Below are 15,188 nucleotides of genomic sequence, written 5' to 3'. Positions count from 1 at the left end.
GTCGATTCACGACGCACGTCTTCGTCTACGGAGCGGGGGCGACTCGTGGGGGGTGAGGGCGCGCGAGCGGTGCGCGTACGTCATCACGCACATCGCGCCACGCCTCCCTGGCCGCTGCCGAGGGAGCCGCTGCCGACGCGGCCGCCCTCCTTCGCGAAGGTCGCGTAGATGTCGAGCACGGTTAGAAGTCCCACCCTTCCTCATCCGCCTGCACGGTGGTGTGGGCCTGGGAGGCGAAGGACTCGCCCGCCATGCCCGCGGCCAGGGTGGTCCCGTCGGCCGGGTCGATCAGCAGGAAGGACCCGGTACGGCGCGAGGCCGCGTACGCGTCGAGCGCCAACGGCTCGGCGGTGCGCACGACCACCCGGCCGATGTCGTTCGCGACGAGCTGCCCCGGGTTCGGGTGCTGGGACAGGTCGTCCAGGGTGAGCCGCGAGGGGATCTCCTTGACGATCGCCTTCACCGTGCGCGTCGTGTGCTTGAGCAGCACCCGGGCGCCCACGGCCAGCGGCTGGTCGGCCACGTGGCAGACCGTCGCCTCGACGTCCTGGGTGGTGGCCGGCGCGCTCGCGGACGGCGCGATCAGGTCGCCGCGCGAGATGTCGATGTCGTCCCGCAGGCGCAGCGTCACCGACTGCGGCGCCCAGGCGATGTCCACGCTCTCGCCGAGCGCGTCGATCCCCTCGATCACCGAGGTGCGGCCCGACGGCAGGACCGTGACGGGCTCGCCGACGCGCAGCACGCCGGAGGCGATCTGGCCCGCGTAGCCGCGGTAGTCGGGGTGCTCGGCGGACTGGGGGCGGATCACGTACTGCACGGGGAACCGGGCCGGGCAGGCGGTCAGGTCGTGGCTGACCGGAACCGTCTCCAGGTGCTCCAGCACGGTCGGGCCGCCGTACCAGTCCATGTTCGCGGAGGGCTCCACCACGTTGTCGCCGGCCAGCGCCGAGATCGGGATGGCGGTGATCTCCGGGACGCCCAGGTCGGAGGCGTACGCGGTGAACTCCTCGGCGATCCTCGCGAACGCCTTCTCCTCGTAGCCCACCAGGTCCATCTTGTTGACGGCCAGGACCACGTGCGGGACCCGCAGCAGGGCCGCGACGGCCGCGTGCCGCCGGGTCTGCTCGATCACGCCGTTGCGGGCGTCGACCAGGACGACCGCGAGATCGGCCGTGGAGGCACCGGTCACCATGTTCCGGGTGTACTGCACGTGCCCGGGGGTGTCCGCGAGGATGAACCGGCGCCGGGTCGTCGCGAAGTAGCGGTAGGCCACGTCGATCGTGATGCCCTGCTCCCGCTCGGCCCGCAGGCCGTCGGTCAGCAGCGCCAGGTCGGGGGTGTCCTGGCCGCGCTGGGCGGACACGGCCTCGACGGCCTCCAGCTGGTCGGTCAGGATCGACTTGGAGTCGTGCAACAGCCGCCCGACCAAGGTGGACTTGCCGTCGTCGACGGAACCGGCGGTCGCGAAGCGCAGCAGCGTGGTCGCCGAGAGATCGGCGAACTGCTCGGTGGTGGAGGTCATGTCTAGAAGTACCCTTCGCGCTTGCGGTCTTCCATCGCGGCCTCGGACATCTTGTCGTCGGCGCGGGTCGCGCCCCGCTCGGTGAGCCGCGAGGCGGCGATCTCGGTGATCACGGCGTCCAGCGTGGTGGCCTCGGAGTCGACGGCACCCGTGCAGGACATGTCACCGACGGTCCGGTAGCGGATGAGACGCGTCTCGGTGGACTCGTCCCCCTTCGGACCGCCCCATTCGCCGGCCGTCAACCACATGCCGTTGCGCCGGAACACCTCGCGCTCGTGGGCGAAGTAGATCTCCGGGAGCTCGATGCCCTCGCGGGCGATGTACTGCCACACGTCCAGCTCGGTCCAGTTGGAGAGCGGGAAGACGCGCACGTGCTCGCCGGGGGCGTGGCGGCCGTTGTAGAGCTGCCACAGCTCGGGGCGCTGGCGCCGCGGATCCCACTGGGAGAACTCGTCGCGCAGGGAGAACACCCGCTCCTTGGCGCGGGCCTTCTCCTCGTCACGGCGGCCGCCGCCGAAGACCGCGTCGAACCTCAGCCGCTGGATCGCCTCCGTGAGGGGGACGGTCTGCAGCGGGTTGCGGACGCCGTCCGGGCGTTCGCGGAGCTTGCCGGCGTCGATGTACTCCTGGACGGAGGCCACGTGCAGGCGCAGGTTGTGCTTCTCCACGGCCCGGTCGCGGTACGCGAGGACCTCGGGGAAGTTGTGGCCGGTGTCCACGTGCAGCAGCGTGAAGGGGACCGGCGCCGGGGCGAAGGCCTTCAGCGCCAGGTGCAGCATGACGATGGAGTCCTTGCCGCCGGAGAACAGCACCACCGGCTTCTCGAACTCGCCCGCCACCTCGCGGAAGATGTGCACGGCCTCCGATTCGAGGGCGTCGAGGTGCGACAGCGCGTAGGGCGCGTCCGTCCCTTCGTGGACGTGTGCGACGGTGGCCGTCATGCCAGACCCCTCTCGGTGAGCAGCGCGTGCAGGGCCGAGGCCGACTCGTGCACGGACTGCGTGTGCGACTCGATGCGGAGGTCCGGGGACTCCGGCGCCTCGTACGGGTCGTCGACGCCGGTCAGACCGGATATCTCGCCCGCCGCCTGCTTGGCGTACAGGCCCTTCACGTCGCGCTCGGAGCAGACCTCGACCGGGGTGGCCACGTGGACCTCCAGGTACGTGGTGCCCTCGGCGGCGTGCCGCTTGCGGACGGCCTCCCGGCTGTCCGCGAACGGCGCGATCACCGGCACGAGCGCCTTGACGCCGTTGCTCGCGAGGAGTTCGGCGACGAACCCGATGCGCTGCACGTTGGTGTGCCGGTCCTCGCGGCCGAAGCCGAGGCCCGCGGAGAGGAACTCGCGGATCTCGTCACCGTCGAGGACCTCCACCCGGTGGCCGTCGGCGCGCAGCCGCTCGGCCAGCGCGAGGGCGATCGTGGTCTTGCCCGCGCTCGGCAGCCCGGTCAGCCACACGGTGGCGCCCTGGTCGCTCACGCTCATCGTTCTCGTCTCCGTCGGTTCTTCGTTCGCTTGGCGGTCGGTCATCAGCCGTGCAGCCCGCACTCGGTCTTGGCGCGCCCGGCCCACCGGCCGGCCCTGGCGTCCTCGCCCTCGGCCACCCGGCGGGTGCAGGGGGCGCAGCCGACGGAGGCGTAACCGTCCGTCAGCAGCGGGTTGGTGAGCACGCCGTGCTCGGCGACGTACGCGTCCACGTCGTCCTGCGTCCAGCGGGCGATCGGCGAGACCTTCACCTTGCGGCGCTTCTCGTCCCAGCCGACGACCGGGGTGTTCGCCCGGGTCGGGGACTCGTCGCGGCGCAGACCCGTCGCCCAGGCCTCGTACGCGACCAGGCCCTCTTCGAGGGGCTTGACCTTGCGCAGCGCGCAGCACAGGTCGGGGTCCCGGTCGTGCAGCCGGGGGCCGTGCTCGGCGTCCTGCTCGGCCACCGACCGCCGCGGGGTGAGGGTGATGACGTTGACGTCCATCACGGCCTCGACGGCGTCCCGGGTGCCGATGGTCTCCTCGAAGTGGTAGCCCGTGTCGAGGAAGACCACGTCCAGGCCGGGGGAGACCCGGGAGGCGAGATGGGCCACGACGGCGTCCTCCATGGAGGAGGTCACCGCGAACTTCTCGCCGAAGGTCTCGGTGGCCCAGCGCAGGATCTCCAGTGCGGAGGCGTCCTCCAGGTCACGGCCCGCCTGCTCGGCCAGCGCCTTCAGGTCGCGAGTCTCCTGAACGGTCGTCATGTCTCTTCGCCTCCACCGGAGTTGGACTGAACGCCTCGGGACAGCAGCCCGAGGTACTTCAGCTGGAAGGCTCGGTTGCAGGCCCTGCATTCCCAGGCGCCGTGACCCGTCTCGTTGGGGAACAGGTCCTCGTCGCCGCAGTACGGGCAGTAGAAGGGGGCCGCTCGCTCGCTCACGACAGGGCCTCGTCGCTCGCTCGGGTCACCCAGGCGGCGAAGCGCTCGCCCTCCTCGCGCTGCTCCTCGAAGCGCGTGACGACCCGCTCGACGTAGTCGGGCAGACCGGCCGCGGTGACCTTCAGGCCGCGGACCTTGCGGCCGAAGCCGGCCTCCAGGCCGAGCGCGCCACCGAGGTGGACCTGGTAGCCCTCGACCTGGTTGCCGTCGTCGTCCAGGACCAGCTGGCCCTTGAGACCGATGTCCGCGACCTGGATGCGGGCGCAGGCGTTCGGGCAGCCGTTGATGTTGATGGTCAGCGGTTCGGCGAAGTCCGGCAGGCGCCGCTCCAGTTCGTCGATCAGCGAGGCGCCGCGCGCCTTCGTCTCGACGATGGCGAGCTTGCAGAACTCGATGCCGGTGCAGGCCATGGTGCCGCGACGGAAGGGCGAGGGCTTGACCCGCAGGTCCAGCGCCTCCAGGGCGGCCACGACCGAGTCGACCTGGTCGGGCTCGATGTCGAGGACGATCATCTTCTGCTCGGCGGTGGTGCGCAGCCGGTCGGAGCCGTGCTGCCGGGCCACGTCCGCGATCTTGGTCAGGGTGGCCCCGTCCACGCGTCCCACGCGGGGCGCGAAGCCGACGTAGAAGCGGCCGTCGTTCTGCTCGTGCACGCCGACGTGGTCGCGCCACTCGCCCGAGGGCTGCTCGGGGGCGGGCCCGTCCGTCAGCTTGCGCCCCAGGTACTCGTCCTCCAGGACCTGGCGGAACCGGGCCGGGCCCCAGTCGGCGACGAGGAACTTCAGGCGGGCGCGGTTGCGCAGCCGGCGGTAGCCGTAGTCGCGGAAGATCGAGATGACGCCCTCGTAGATGTCCGGGACCTCGTCGAGCGGGACCCAGGTGCCCAGGCGCACACCCAGCTTGGGGTTGGTGGAGAGACCGCCGCCGACCCAGACGTCGAAGCCGGGGCCGTGCTCGGGGTGGTTCACGCCGACGAAGGCGATGTCGTTGATCTCGTGCGCCACGTCGAGCAGCGGCGAGCCGGAGATCGCGGACTTGAACTTGCGGGGCAGGTTGGAGAAGTCCGGGTTGCCGACGATCCGGCGGTAGATCTCGTCGATCGCGGGGCTGCCGTCGATGATCTCGTCCCGGGCGATGCCGGCGACGGGGGAGCCGAGGATCACGCGGGGCGTGTCACCGCAGGCCTCGGTGGTCGAGAGGCCGACGGCCTCCAGGCGGCGCCAGATCTCCGGGACGTCCTCGATCCGGATCCAGTGGTACTGCACGTTCTGCCGGTCCGTGAGGTCGGCGGTGCCGCGGGCGAACTCCTCGGAGATCTCGCCGATGACGCGCAGCTGCTCGGTGGTCAGCCGGCCGCCGTCGATGCGCACGCGCAGCATGAAGTACTTGTCGTCCAGCTCCTCCGGCTCCAGGATCGCGGTCTTGCCGCCGTCGATCCCGGGCTTGCGCTGGGTGTAGAGGCCCCACCAGCGCATGCGGCCGCGCAGGTCGTTGGGGTCGATCGAGTCGAAGCCCGCCTTGGAGTAGATCGTCTCAATGCGTGTCCGCACGTTGAGACCGTCGTCGTCCTTCTTGAACTGCTCGTTGCCGTTGAGGGGCGTGTGGTGTCCGACGGCCCACTGACCCTCGCCGCGGTGACGGCCGGTCTTGCGGCGCGCGGCTGCGGCCGCGGGGGCTGCGGCTGCGGGCGTTTCGGGGGTGGCGGCCATGGCTGTACGTCCTTCTCGGGCGGCTGGGGGCAGGGGCAGGGGGCGCGGCGCGGTGGCGCCCCGACGGTGCGCCCGCCGCTGAGCGGGTGCGGCGCAGTGCCGCTCCTCACCGGGATTGCCGGTGGTCGGAGCGGTGTTCGGCCTTCAGGGGGCGGGCGGTGCTACGGAGCGTCGACGGGTCCGCGGCGGCGGGGACGGCGTCGACGTGCGGCGGTGGCTGGTTCCGTCAGCGCGCCGGACAGATGGCGCTGGACATGCGGCCGAGGTCGACGTGCCGCCGACTCACCAAGGCAATTCCAGCTGCATCCATGGCGGAAGCGTGGCACGGGCCGATTGGAGGAGTCCACTACTGTCCATCATTCGGACGAACTCGTCTCGGATCATGGGATTGCGTGATCCGGATCACCCCGGTCCGGCCACCACCGGCGAGCCGGGTGGGACCGGGGCGATCCCGGTGGGACGGTCAGGCGCCCGGCCAGGGGCCGGGGGTCGGGTTCTCCTCCTTGGGCTCCGTCTCCGTCTTGAAGACCTTGAAGCCGCGCCGCTCGTAGTTGGCCATGGCCGTCGGCCCGTCCTGGCTGCACGTGTGGACCCAGACCCGCCGGGTGTCCTCGCGGCCCGGCCAGCGGTCGGCCAGCGACCAGGCGGCGGCCACGCCCACCGTCAACAGGTGACCGCCGATGCGCCGGCCGCGGAAGTCCGGCAGCAGCCCGAAGTACATGATCTCCACGACGCCGTCGTCCTGGGGGTCGAGCTCGCAGTAGCCCGCCGGGGTGCCCCGGTCGTACGCGACCCACGTCTCCACGCCCGGCCGGCCCAACTGCTCCACCCACTGCGCGCGGGTCAGCGCGAGCCGGTCCGTCCAGTGGATGTCCCCGCCCACCGAGGCGTAGAGGAACCGGCTGAACTCGGGGGACGGCACCTCCGCCCGTGAGACGGCGATCTCGGGGCCGGGGACGGCCGCGGCGACCAGTTCCTCGGGCGAGGTCATTTCCAGGGACCAGGTGGTGAGTGTGATGGTGCTCATGGACGTCAGGGAATCACATCGCCCGACCGGCTCCGGGGCGACCCCCAGGGCCCCGCGGCGTCCAGCCGGGCCCTGATCACCGCGGGGGCCGTGGAGTGCGGCAGCAGGTCCCCGGGGCGCTCCGGGCGGATCAGTTCCACCTCCACGTCCTGCGCGAAGCGGTACGGGCGGTGGGTCAGGACCCCCGCGAGCCGGCGCCGCACCCGGGACAGCTCCGCGCGGACGGTGACCGTACGGGTCGGGTCCCCGAACAGCTCGGCGGACAGCTCCGCCGCCGAGCGACCCCTCGGGGACTCGGCCAGCAGGAACAGCAGCTCCGCGTGGCGCGGGCTGAGCTCCTGCGACCAGCTGCCCGCGGCCCCGTACACGGTCGCCGTCCAGGTCCCGGCCCGGCTCAGGTCGAGCACCACCCGGCTCGCGGCCGTCGAGGCGGGACCGGACGTGGTGATCCGCAGCAGCCAGCCGCCGGGCAGCGGCTCCGCCACGCAGTCGCCGAGCTGCGGCAGCCACACCTTCCCCGGACCGAGCCCCTTGGGCAGCGGGATCCGGTCGGCGGGCGCCAGCCCCGTCACGGCCGCGGTCCAGCCGTACGGGTCGACGGCCACCGCCCGGCCCGTCAGGCGGGCCAGCAGCGGGGCGGCGACCGCCCGCAGCCGCTCCAGGGACTCCAGGTGGCGCACCCGCAGCTCCCGCTCGGCGAGCCGGGCCACCGCGCCGACCCACGCCAGCGTGGCCGGGTGCATGGTCGCCAACGGCCCGCTGACGTCGACCACGCCCAGCAGTCGCCCGTCGCGGGGGTCGCACACGGGAGCCCCGGCGCAGGTCCAGTCGTGGTGGGTGGAGACGAAGTGTTCCGCCGAGAACACCTGGATCGGCCGGCGGGCCACCAGGGCCGTGCCGACCCCGTTCGTGCCGACGACGGCCTCCGCCCAGTCGGCGCCCACCGCGAAGCCCAGCCGGTCCGCCTTGCGCAGGATCGAGGCGTGCCCCTCCCGCCACAGCAGCCGCCCGTCCGCGTCGGCGACGACCATGATGTGCAGCGACGCGTCCAGGGCGGGCAGCAGGCCCTCGCGGAGCACCGGCAGGACCTCCCGCAGGGGCGAGACCTGCCGCCGTTCCTCGGTCTCGGCGGCCGACAGCAGCCGCGAGCGCGCGTCCCGGTCCGGGTGCACCCCGCAGGCCAGCATCCGGCGCCAGGACTCGGCGATCTCCGGCCGGGGGGCGGTCGGGGGCCGGTCGCCGGCCAGCGCGGCCGCCCGTACCCCCTTGAGCAGACGCGCGGCCTGCCGCGCGTCCATGGCCGAGACGCGTGCCGCGTCGACCGCGCTGCCTGCGGTGTGGGTCACCGGAACCTCCCCGTGCGGAACGGACGTGCGGGGGGGAAGCCGCCCGGTGGCCCGCGCCGCCGACTCCCCGTGGCGCGCGCGGCGGGCGATCCCCGACTCGATGGGACGACTGGGGTGCAGGGTTGCAACGGTATGCAACTCTCGCCAACCCCCGGTCGCCCGACCGAAACTATCGGGACGTCGCCGAGCGGCGTGACAGCTCCTTCCTCGGGGCTTCTCGGAGCCGGGGTGGCGCCGAGTCGGCGCGGCGCCATTCCCGGTCTTCCGGCCGACGGGCCCGGATCACGGCAGCGAGCGGTTTGGGGACCACTCCTAGGCCGCGATCCGTGCCCGGGCCACGATCGAACCCAGGTCCAGACTGTGCGGCAGCGTGCCGAACGCCGTGCCCCAGTCGCCGCCGAGCCGCGAGGCGCAGAACGCGTCCGCCACCTCCGGCGGGGCCCACCGCACCAGCAGTGACCCCTGCAACACCAGTGCCATGCGTTCCACGACCCGGCGGGCCCGGGCCTCGATGCCCTCCAAGTCCGCGAGGTCGGTCAGCAGGTCCTTGACGGCGGCGTCCAGCCGATGGTCGGCGCCCCGGGCCAGCCCGACCTCCCGCAGGAAGGCGTTCAGCGCCTGCGGTTCGCGCTGGAGCGCCCGCAGTACGTCCAGGGCCTGGACGTTGCCCGAGCCCTCCCAGATGGAGTTCAGCGGGGATTCGCGCAACAGTCGCGGCAGTCCGGACTCCTCGACGTAGCCGTTGCCCCCCAGGCATTCGAGGGCCTCGGCGACCATCGGCGTACACCGCTTGGTCACCCAGTACTTGGCCGCGGGCACGGCGAGGCGCAGGAAGGCCTTCTCCTCGTCGGTGCCGGCGTCGTACGCGGCGGCGAGGCGCAGGGTGAGGACGGTGGCGGCCTCCGACTCCAGGGCCAGGTCGGCCAGCACGTTGCGCATCAACGGCTGCTTGATGAGCGGTGCTCCGAAAGCAGAGCGGTGCTCCGTGTGGTGGACGGCCTGGGTCAACGCCTGACGCATCAACGAGGCCGAACCGATCACGCAGTCCAGCCGGGTCGCCGCGACCATCTCGATGATGGTCCGCACCCCCCGGCCCTCCTCGCCCACCCGGCGGGCCCAAGTGCCGTCGAACTCGACCTCGCTCGACGCGTTCGACCGGTTCCCCAGCTTGTCCTTCAGCCGCTGGATCGCGAAGACGTTGCGGGTCCCGTCCGGCAGCACCCGCGGCACCAGGAAGCAGGTCAGCCCGCCCGGAGCCTGCGCCAGCACCAGGAACCCGTCGCACATGGGAGCGGAACAGAACCACTTGTGCCCGGTCAGCAGGTACTCGCCGGAGGCGTCCAGCGGCACCGCCGCCGTCGTGTTCGCCCGTACGTCGCTGCCCCCCTGCTTCTCCGTCATCCCCATCCCGAAGAGGACGCCGCCCTTCTCCGCGGCCGGCCGCAGGCCCTGCTCGTACACGTGCGAGGTCAGCAGCGGCTCCCACTCGGCGGCCAGCTCCGGATCGGTGCGCAGCGCCGGCACCGCGGCGTGCGTCATCGACACCGGGCAGCCGTGCCCGGCCTCGGCCTGCGACCACAGGAAGAACCCGGCCGCCCGGCGCAGGTGCCCGGCCGGGCGCCCCCACGCGTCGGTCAGCCCGGAGGTCACCGCGTGCCCCAGCAGCCGGTGCCAGGCCGGGTGGAACTCCACCTCGTCGACGCGGTGCCCGTACCGGTCGTGCGTGCGCAACTTCGGCGGATTCTCGTTCGCCTGCGCACCCCAGTCCTGGGCCTGGCCCGAGCCCGCGGCCCGCCCGAGCGTGGTGAGCTCCTCCCTTACCTCGTCGCGCAGTTCGGGGGAGGCGTCGGCGAGGTGCCGCTCCACCCCCTCGGTGAGGGCCCGGTCGCCGGTGAAGGCTTCGTAGCCCACGAGGGGCGGGGCCTGGTTGCTGACTGTGTGGGTGGTGGCTGCCATGCGGATACCGTAAGGACGTGCAGCCAGCAAAAGAAACACCCCAGCGGATCCCAGGGCGGCTCCACCGGGCCCGCGCCCTCTACCGCAACGTCTCCAAGCGCAAAATGGGCTGGCTGCTGCTCAAGGACACCGTCAACTCGTGCATCGAGTACCGGATCCTGGGTCTCGCGGCCGAGGCGGCCTTCTTCACCCTCCTCTCGCTCCCGCCGCTCTTCCTGGGCCTGCTGGGCCTGCTGGGGTACGTGGACGGCTGGACGGGCGGCACGTTCGTCGCCAGCATCGAGGAGAACATCCTGCGCGCGGTCGGCACGGTGCTCTCCGACCGGGGCGTCAACGAGATCGCCAAACCGATGCTGGACGACGTGACCAGCCGCGGCCGACCGGACCTGATCTCCCTCGGGTTCGCCTTCGCCCTGTGGTCCGGTTCCCGTGCCGTCAACGTCTTCATCGACACCATCACCGTCATGTACGGCCTCGACGGCCAGCGGGGCATCGTCAAGACCCGGCTGCTGTCCTTCCTGCTGTACGTGATCGCGCTGTTGATCGGTGCGATCGTGCTGCCGCTGATGGTCGCCGGCCCGGACGCGGTGGTGCGCCTGCTGCCCTGGAGCACGGAGGTGATCGCGGTCCTCTACTGGCCGACGGTCACCCTCCTCTCCATCGCCTTCCTGACCACGCTCTACCACGTGTCCGTGCCCGTGCGCTCGCCGTGGATCGAGGACGTGCCGGGCGCCCTGGTGGCCCTGGCGATGTGGGTGCTCGGCTCCTTCCTGCTGCGGATCTACCTCACCAACACCGTGGAGGGGCCGACGATCTACGGTTCGCTGGCCGCGCCGGTGGCGATCCTGCTGTGGATCGGCATCTCGGCCTTCGCCGTGCTCGTCGGGGCCGCCGTCAACGCCGCCATCGACCGGGTCTGGCCGTCGGTGGCCACCGCCGCGGCCCGCGAGGCCAACGAGCGGGTACGGGAGGCGGAGGCGGCCCAGCTCATCGCCCGCGCCGCGGCCTGGCGGGCGCTGGCCGAGGGGGAGTCCGAGGACGACGAGGACGCGGGGATGCCCTCGGAGTTCCCCGAGCGCTGGTCGCGGTTCCTGCCGCCCGAGGACTACCACTCCCGACTGCGCAAGCACTGACCCCCCCGGCCGCACGGCCCCCGAGGTCCTGGGCCGCAGGGCCGCCGAGGCTCCGGCCGTACGGACCCCCGCATCCCGGCTGCGCGGGCACCGGGCGCGGTCGTAGCCTGGCCTGGTGTACGAGGAGCGAGCTTCCCCGCTGGTCCCGGGCGCCGTGCTGTGGCGCTCCGACGGGCCCGGCGGCGCGGTGCTGCCCGACGGCTGCATGGACCTGCTGTGGACCGGCGGACGGCTGCTGGTGGCCGGCCCGGACACCGGCCCGCACCCCGCCGGCGAGATCCCGGGCGAGGCACCCGGCGGCCCCTTCTGGGGGCTGCGGTTCGCCCCCGGGACCGCGCCCGCGCTCCTCGGCGTACCGGCGCACGAACTGCGCGACCGGCGGGTGGAACTGGCCGGACTGTGGCCCGGCGCCGAGGTGCGCCGCCTCGCCGAGCGGACGGGCGCGTACACGGACCCCCGCGACGGCCTGGAGGAACTGGCCCGGGCCCGCGCCGCCGACAGCGGGCCGCCCGACCCGGTCGCCGCCGCGGTACGGGCGGGACTGCGGCGCGGCCGGTCGGTGGCCGCCCTCGCCCGGGACGTCGGGCTCGGGGAACGGCAGCTGCACCGTCGCTCCCTCGACGCGTTCGGGTACGGCCCCCGCACCCTGGGACGGGTGCTGCGCCTGCAACGGGCGCTGGCCCTGCTCCGCATCGGGACCCCGCAGGCGCAGGTGGCGTACGCGGTCGGGTACGCCGACCAGGCCCACCTGGGCCGGGAGGTCCGCGCCCTGACCGGGCGCACGCCCGGGGCCCACGCACCGACCCCGGACCGGGCGCCCGGGGGCTGACCGGGGGATCGGCGCGGGCGGGCGCGGGCGGGCGCGGGTCAGGCGCCGGGTCGCGGCTCCGCGGCGGGGGCGAACAGGGAGACCCCGGAGCCGTCCGGGTCCAGTACGACGGCGTAGCGCTGCCCCCAGAACGCGTCCCAGGGCTTCAGGTGGCCCGGGTGTCCCGCCGCGGTCAGTTCGGCGTAGAGGGCGTCCACCTCGTCGGGGGAGTCGCACAGGAAGGCCAGCCCGACGCGGCCCTCGCCGGAGGGTCGGATCCAGGACGGGTCGAAGGAGCGGATGACCTCCTCGGTGTCCCAGCCGATCCGCGTGCCGCCCGGCAGGACGGTCTCCACGTGCGGCAGGCCGTCCGCGTCGGGCGGGAGGTCCAGGCCCAGGCGGCGGTAGAAGGCGAGCGAGGCGGCCATGTCGGTGACGACGAGGCCGATCATGTCGAGTCGGGGAGTCATGCGCCCAGTGTGGGACGCGCGCCGATCGCGGGTCTTGAACGAATCGGACACGTGCCGAATGGTTCCCCCCTCGCCCGGCATCAAGAAAGCCTAAAGACTGCCGGAAACCGGCAAGGAACCCGAGGGGGTCGCTGCGGCAGACTGCGGCTTGCCGGGGTGCTCGTACCGGCCCGATGTCGAGTCACGGAAGCGAAAGGGGGGCTACCGGTGGAAGAGTTCATCGCCGCCGCGTTCGGGTTCCCCGCCGCGGTGTTCACCTTCGCCCTCGGCGTGGTCGTCCGCCTCGCCTCGGGAGGCGCGACGCGCTCCGACCGACTGGTCCACCCGTACGTCCCGGCGGAACGCGAGCGGATCGTGGCGGTGCTGCGGCACCTGCCGGCCGCGCGGGACGTGGTCGTCACCGTCAACGCGGCCCACATCGCCTCGGCCGCCCGGACGGCCGCCACCCGCACGGAACCCCCCTTTCGGTTCCAGGGCTCGTACCGCGACGTGAACAAGATCGCGACGCGGATCGACCCGGTGATGAACGCGGCCGAACTGTCCGCGTTGATCGACGACCACTACCGCGCGGAGGCGCAGACCCTGACCTCGGGGGCGGAGGCCAACCTGCTCAAACTCGCCGCGTTGCGCGGCATGCTGACGGGTGATCAGGCAGAGCGCTGGGTCGCGCTCAAAGCCTCGTACGTGCGCGAGCAGGCGCTCGGCGGGCCCGGGAGCGACCCGGTCACCCGCGCGGTCGCCGCCCTGGGTCTGCTCGCCGATCGCCTCACCGCGGTGGAGACGGCGATCCGGGGAAGGACCGGGACGGCCGGGAACTGAACGGGCTGGAAAAAGAGTTGGCGCGGCCCCGAGGGGGCTTGTTACGGTGAGGCCGTTCCGCCGATCGGCGCGGAGCATCGGCTCGTGAAGAACCCGGAGGTGAGCTCGTTGATGACTGTCGTCGCGCAGGGCGCTGCCCGCACTCAGAAGATCATCAATGTCACCCCCGTGGTCTCCGGCTGACCTCACACCTTCTTCGCGCGCCACCGAGCGCGCGCCGCCGGGGCCACCCTGTGAAGGGTTCCCCTTGTCTTCCTCCTCTTTCTCGCAGACTCCGCTCGCGCACGCCCTCACCCCCTTCGGTTGGGACGACGCGTGGGCGGCCGAGTTCGCCCCGTACCTCGCGCAGGGCCTGGTGCCCGGCCGGGTCGTCCGGGTCGACCGCGGCCAGTGCGACGTCATGACCGCGGACGGGATCGTCCGCGCCGACACCGCCTTCGTCACCCCGCACGACCCGCTCCGGGTCATCTGCACCGGTGACTGGGCCGCCGTCGAGCCGGCCGGCACCCCCCGGTACGTCAAGGCCTACCTGCCGCGCCGGACCGCCTTCGTGCGGTCCACCTCCTCGCAGCGCTCCGAGGGACAGATCCTCGCCGCCAACGTGGACCACGCCGTCATCGCGGTCTCGCTCGCCGTCGAGCTCGACCTCGGGCGCATCGAACGCTTCCTGGCCCTGGCCTGGGAGTCGGGGGCGCAGCCGCTGGTCGTCCTGACCAAGGCGGACCTGGTCCCGGACCCGACCGCGCTGTCCTACCTGGTGGAGGACGTCGAGACCGCCGCGCCGGGCGTGCAGGTGCTGACCGTCTCCTCCGTGACGGGCGAGGGTACGGACGTCCTCGCCGCGGTCGTCGCGGACGGTACGAGCGTCCTCCTCGGCACCTCCGGCGCCGGCAAGTCCACCCTGGCCAACACGCTGCTCGGCGTCGACGTCATGGAGGTGCAGGCGGCCCGCGAGGTCGACGGCAAGGGCCGCCACACGACGACCACCCGCAACCTCCTCGCCCTCCCGGGCGGCGGCGTCCTGATCGACACTCCCGGTCTGCGCGGCGTGGGACTGTGGGACGCCGAGGTGGGCGTCGGGCAGGTCTTCTCGGAGATCGAGGAGTACGCGCGCGAGTGCCGCTTCCACGACTGCGGGCACGAGGCCGAACCGGGGTGCGCGGTGCTGGCGGCGCTGGAGTCGGGTGAGCTGCCGGAACGACGGCTCGACAGCTACCGCAAGCTGCTGCGGGAGAACCAGCGGATCGTCGCCAAGACGGACGCGCGCCTGCGGTCCGAGATCCGCCGGGACTGGCGACTGAAGTCGGCGGAGGGCCGGGCCAATCACGCGGCCAAGCGGGGCGGACGGGTCTGACCCGTCCGGCGGACGACCTCCGGCCCGCAGTGGGCCCCCGCCGAGCGGGGGCCCACTTCCGGGACCGGCCCGCGGCTCCCGATCCCGTCGGCTCCCGATCCCGCCGGACCTCGATCCCGTCGGCGGCCGATCCCGCCGCACCCCGGACCGTGCCTACGACGCGAGCACCGCGCCCAGCCAGGCCGCCACCACCAGCAGGCACGCGAACAGCTCCACCAGCACGCTCGTACCCACCGCGCGCATCACCGCCCGGACCGAGGTCCAGGCCTCCCCGCGCGTGCCCAGCCGCAGGCGCTCGCACAGGTAGATCCCGCCCACGAACCCGGGGATCGCGCCCACCACCGGCAGCAGGACGAAACCCAGCAGCGCGCCCGCGCCCGCGAACACCGCCATCCGGGGGGTGACCCCCACGGCCCGCAGCCGCCGGGGCGGCAACTGCCACTTCACCACCTGCACCACCAACAGCAGGGCCGTCGTGGCGACGAGCAGGGCCCAGGCGAGCGAGGACCGCACGTGCAGCGCCCACCACAGCACCCCCGCCCAGACCAGCCAGGTTCCCGGGACGCCGGGGACCAGTACCCCGAGCACCCCGAGCAGCAGCACCAGCCCCACCAGGAGCAGCTGAGGCAGATCCATCTG

General features: G+C 72.8%; 15 protein-coding genes and 1 pseudogene. 4 read left to right on the top strand and 12 right to left on the bottom strand.

Annotated elements, in window-relative coordinates:
• Positions 1-181: 181 nt before the first annotated feature.
• The 10 genes from OG906_RS08910 to OG906_RS08865 form a co-directional block, all read right to left on the bottom strand.
• Positions 182-1,522, bottom strand: a complete 1,341-nt coding sequence (locus tag OG906_RS08910; RefSeq protein ID WP_329441552.1) for a sulfate adenylyltransferase subunit 1 — start codon at positions 1,520-1,522, stop codon at positions 182-184.
• 2 nt (positions 1,523-1,524) lie between these two features.
• On the bottom strand, positions 1,525-2,463 hold the full coding sequence (gene cysD / locus OG906_RS08905; RefSeq protein WP_329441550.1) for a sulfate adenylyltransferase subunit CysD: 939 nt from the start codon (positions 2,461-2,463) through the stop codon (positions 1,525-1,527).
• Positions 2,460-3,005 carry an adenylyl-sulfate kinase gene (gene cysC / locus OG906_RS08900; RefSeq protein WP_267796919.1) on the bottom strand — a complete coding sequence of 182 codons (546 nt, stop codon included), beginning with the start codon at positions 3,003-3,005 and terminating at the stop codon, positions 2,460-2,462. The genes cysD and cysC overlap by 4 nt, the downstream gene beginning before the upstream one ends.
• A gap of 44 nt (positions 3,006-3,049) precedes the next feature.
• Complete coding sequence (locus OG906_RS08895) at positions 3,050-3,751, bottom strand: phosphoadenylyl-sulfate reductase (protein ID WP_329441547.1); 702 nt, start codon at positions 3,749-3,751, stop codon at positions 3,050-3,052.
• Positions 3,748-3,927 (bottom strand): hypothetical protein, encoded by a 180-nt coding sequence (locus OG906_RS08890; RefSeq protein ID WP_053684819.1) that lies wholly within the window; start codon positions 3,925-3,927, stop codon positions 3,748-3,750. The genes OG906_RS08895 and OG906_RS08890 overlap by 4 nt, the downstream gene beginning before the upstream one ends.
• Positions 3,924-5,636, bottom strand: coding sequence for a nitrite/sulfite reductase (locus OG906_RS08885; RefSeq protein ID WP_329441544.1), 1,713 nt, complete (start codon positions 5,634-5,636; stop codon positions 3,924-3,926). The genes OG906_RS08890 and OG906_RS08885 overlap by 4 nt, the downstream gene beginning before the upstream one ends.
• Positions 5,637-5,862: 226 nt before the next feature.
• Positions 5,863-5,946 (bottom strand): putative leader peptide, encoded by an 84-nt coding sequence (locus OG906_RS08880; protein WP_323178918.1) that lies wholly within the window; start codon positions 5,944-5,946, stop codon positions 5,863-5,865.
• A 153-nt stretch (positions 5,947-6,099) separates the two neighbouring features.
• Positions 6,100-6,663 (bottom strand): GNAT family N-acetyltransferase, encoded by a 564-nt coding sequence (locus OG906_RS08875; RefSeq protein WP_329441542.1) that lies wholly within the window; start codon positions 6,661-6,663, stop codon positions 6,100-6,102.
• Positions 6,664-6,668: 5 nt separating this feature from the next.
• Positions 6,669-7,961 (bottom strand): GAF domain-containing protein, encoded by a 1,293-nt coding sequence (locus tag OG906_RS08870; RefSeq protein WP_329447972.1) that lies wholly within the window; start codon positions 7,959-7,961, stop codon positions 6,669-6,671.
• 360 nt (positions 7,962-8,321) lie between these two features.
• Positions 8,322-9,965 (bottom strand): acyl-CoA dehydrogenase family protein, encoded by a 1,644-nt coding sequence (locus tag OG906_RS08865; protein ID WP_267796923.1) that lies wholly within the window; start codon positions 9,963-9,965, stop codon positions 8,322-8,324.
• A 17-nt stretch (positions 9,966-9,982) separates the two neighbouring features.
• Between OG906_RS08865 and OG906_RS08860 the strand changes: the two genes are divergently transcribed.
• On the top strand, positions 9,983-11,098 hold the full coding sequence (locus tag OG906_RS08860; RefSeq protein ID WP_329441540.1) for a YihY/virulence factor BrkB family protein: 1,116 nt from the start codon (positions 9,983-9,985) through the stop codon (positions 11,096-11,098).
• A gap of 115 nt (positions 11,099-11,213) precedes the next feature.
• Positions 11,214-11,927 carry an AraC family transcriptional regulator gene (locus OG906_RS08855; RefSeq protein WP_329441538.1) on the top strand — a complete coding sequence of 238 codons (714 nt, stop codon included), beginning with the start codon at positions 11,214-11,216 and terminating at the stop codon, positions 11,925-11,927.
• A 38-nt stretch (positions 11,928-11,965) separates the two neighbouring features.
• Here OG906_RS08855 and OG906_RS08850 read toward each other — a convergent pair whose 3' ends face one another.
• Positions 11,966-12,376, bottom strand: a complete 411-nt coding sequence (locus tag OG906_RS08850; protein WP_329441536.1) for a VOC family protein — start codon at positions 12,374-12,376, stop codon at positions 11,966-11,968.
• A 264-nt stretch (positions 12,377-12,640) separates the two neighbouring features.
• Between OG906_RS08850 and OG906_RS08845 the strand changes: the two are divergent.
• A pseudogene (locus OG906_RS08845) lies at positions 12,641-13,195 on the top strand (DNA repair ATPase); the annotation flags it as partial.
• A 247-nt stretch (positions 13,196-13,442) separates the two neighbouring features.
• The gene (gene rsgA / locus OG906_RS08840) at positions 13,443-14,549 is read left to right on the top strand and encodes a ribosome small subunit-dependent GTPase A (protein WP_329441534.1); all 1,107 of its coding nucleotides are present in this window, start codon (positions 13,443-13,445) and stop codon (positions 14,547-14,549) included.
• Positions 14,550-14,702: 153 nt separating this feature from the next.
• Here rsgA and OG906_RS08835 read toward each other — a convergent pair whose 3' ends face one another.
• The gene (locus OG906_RS08835; RefSeq protein WP_329441532.1) at positions 14,703-15,185 is read right to left on the bottom strand and encodes a DUF456 domain-containing protein; all 483 of its coding nucleotides are present in this window, start codon (positions 15,183-15,185) and stop codon (positions 14,703-14,705) included.
• Positions 15,186-15,188 lie beyond the last annotated feature (3 nt).

Source organism: Streptomyces sp. NBC_01426 (assembly GCF_036231985.1).
GTDB lineage: Bacteria > Actinomycetota > Actinomycetes > Streptomycetales > Streptomycetaceae > Streptomyces.
This window is presented reverse-complemented; position numbering and strand designations above follow the sequence as displayed.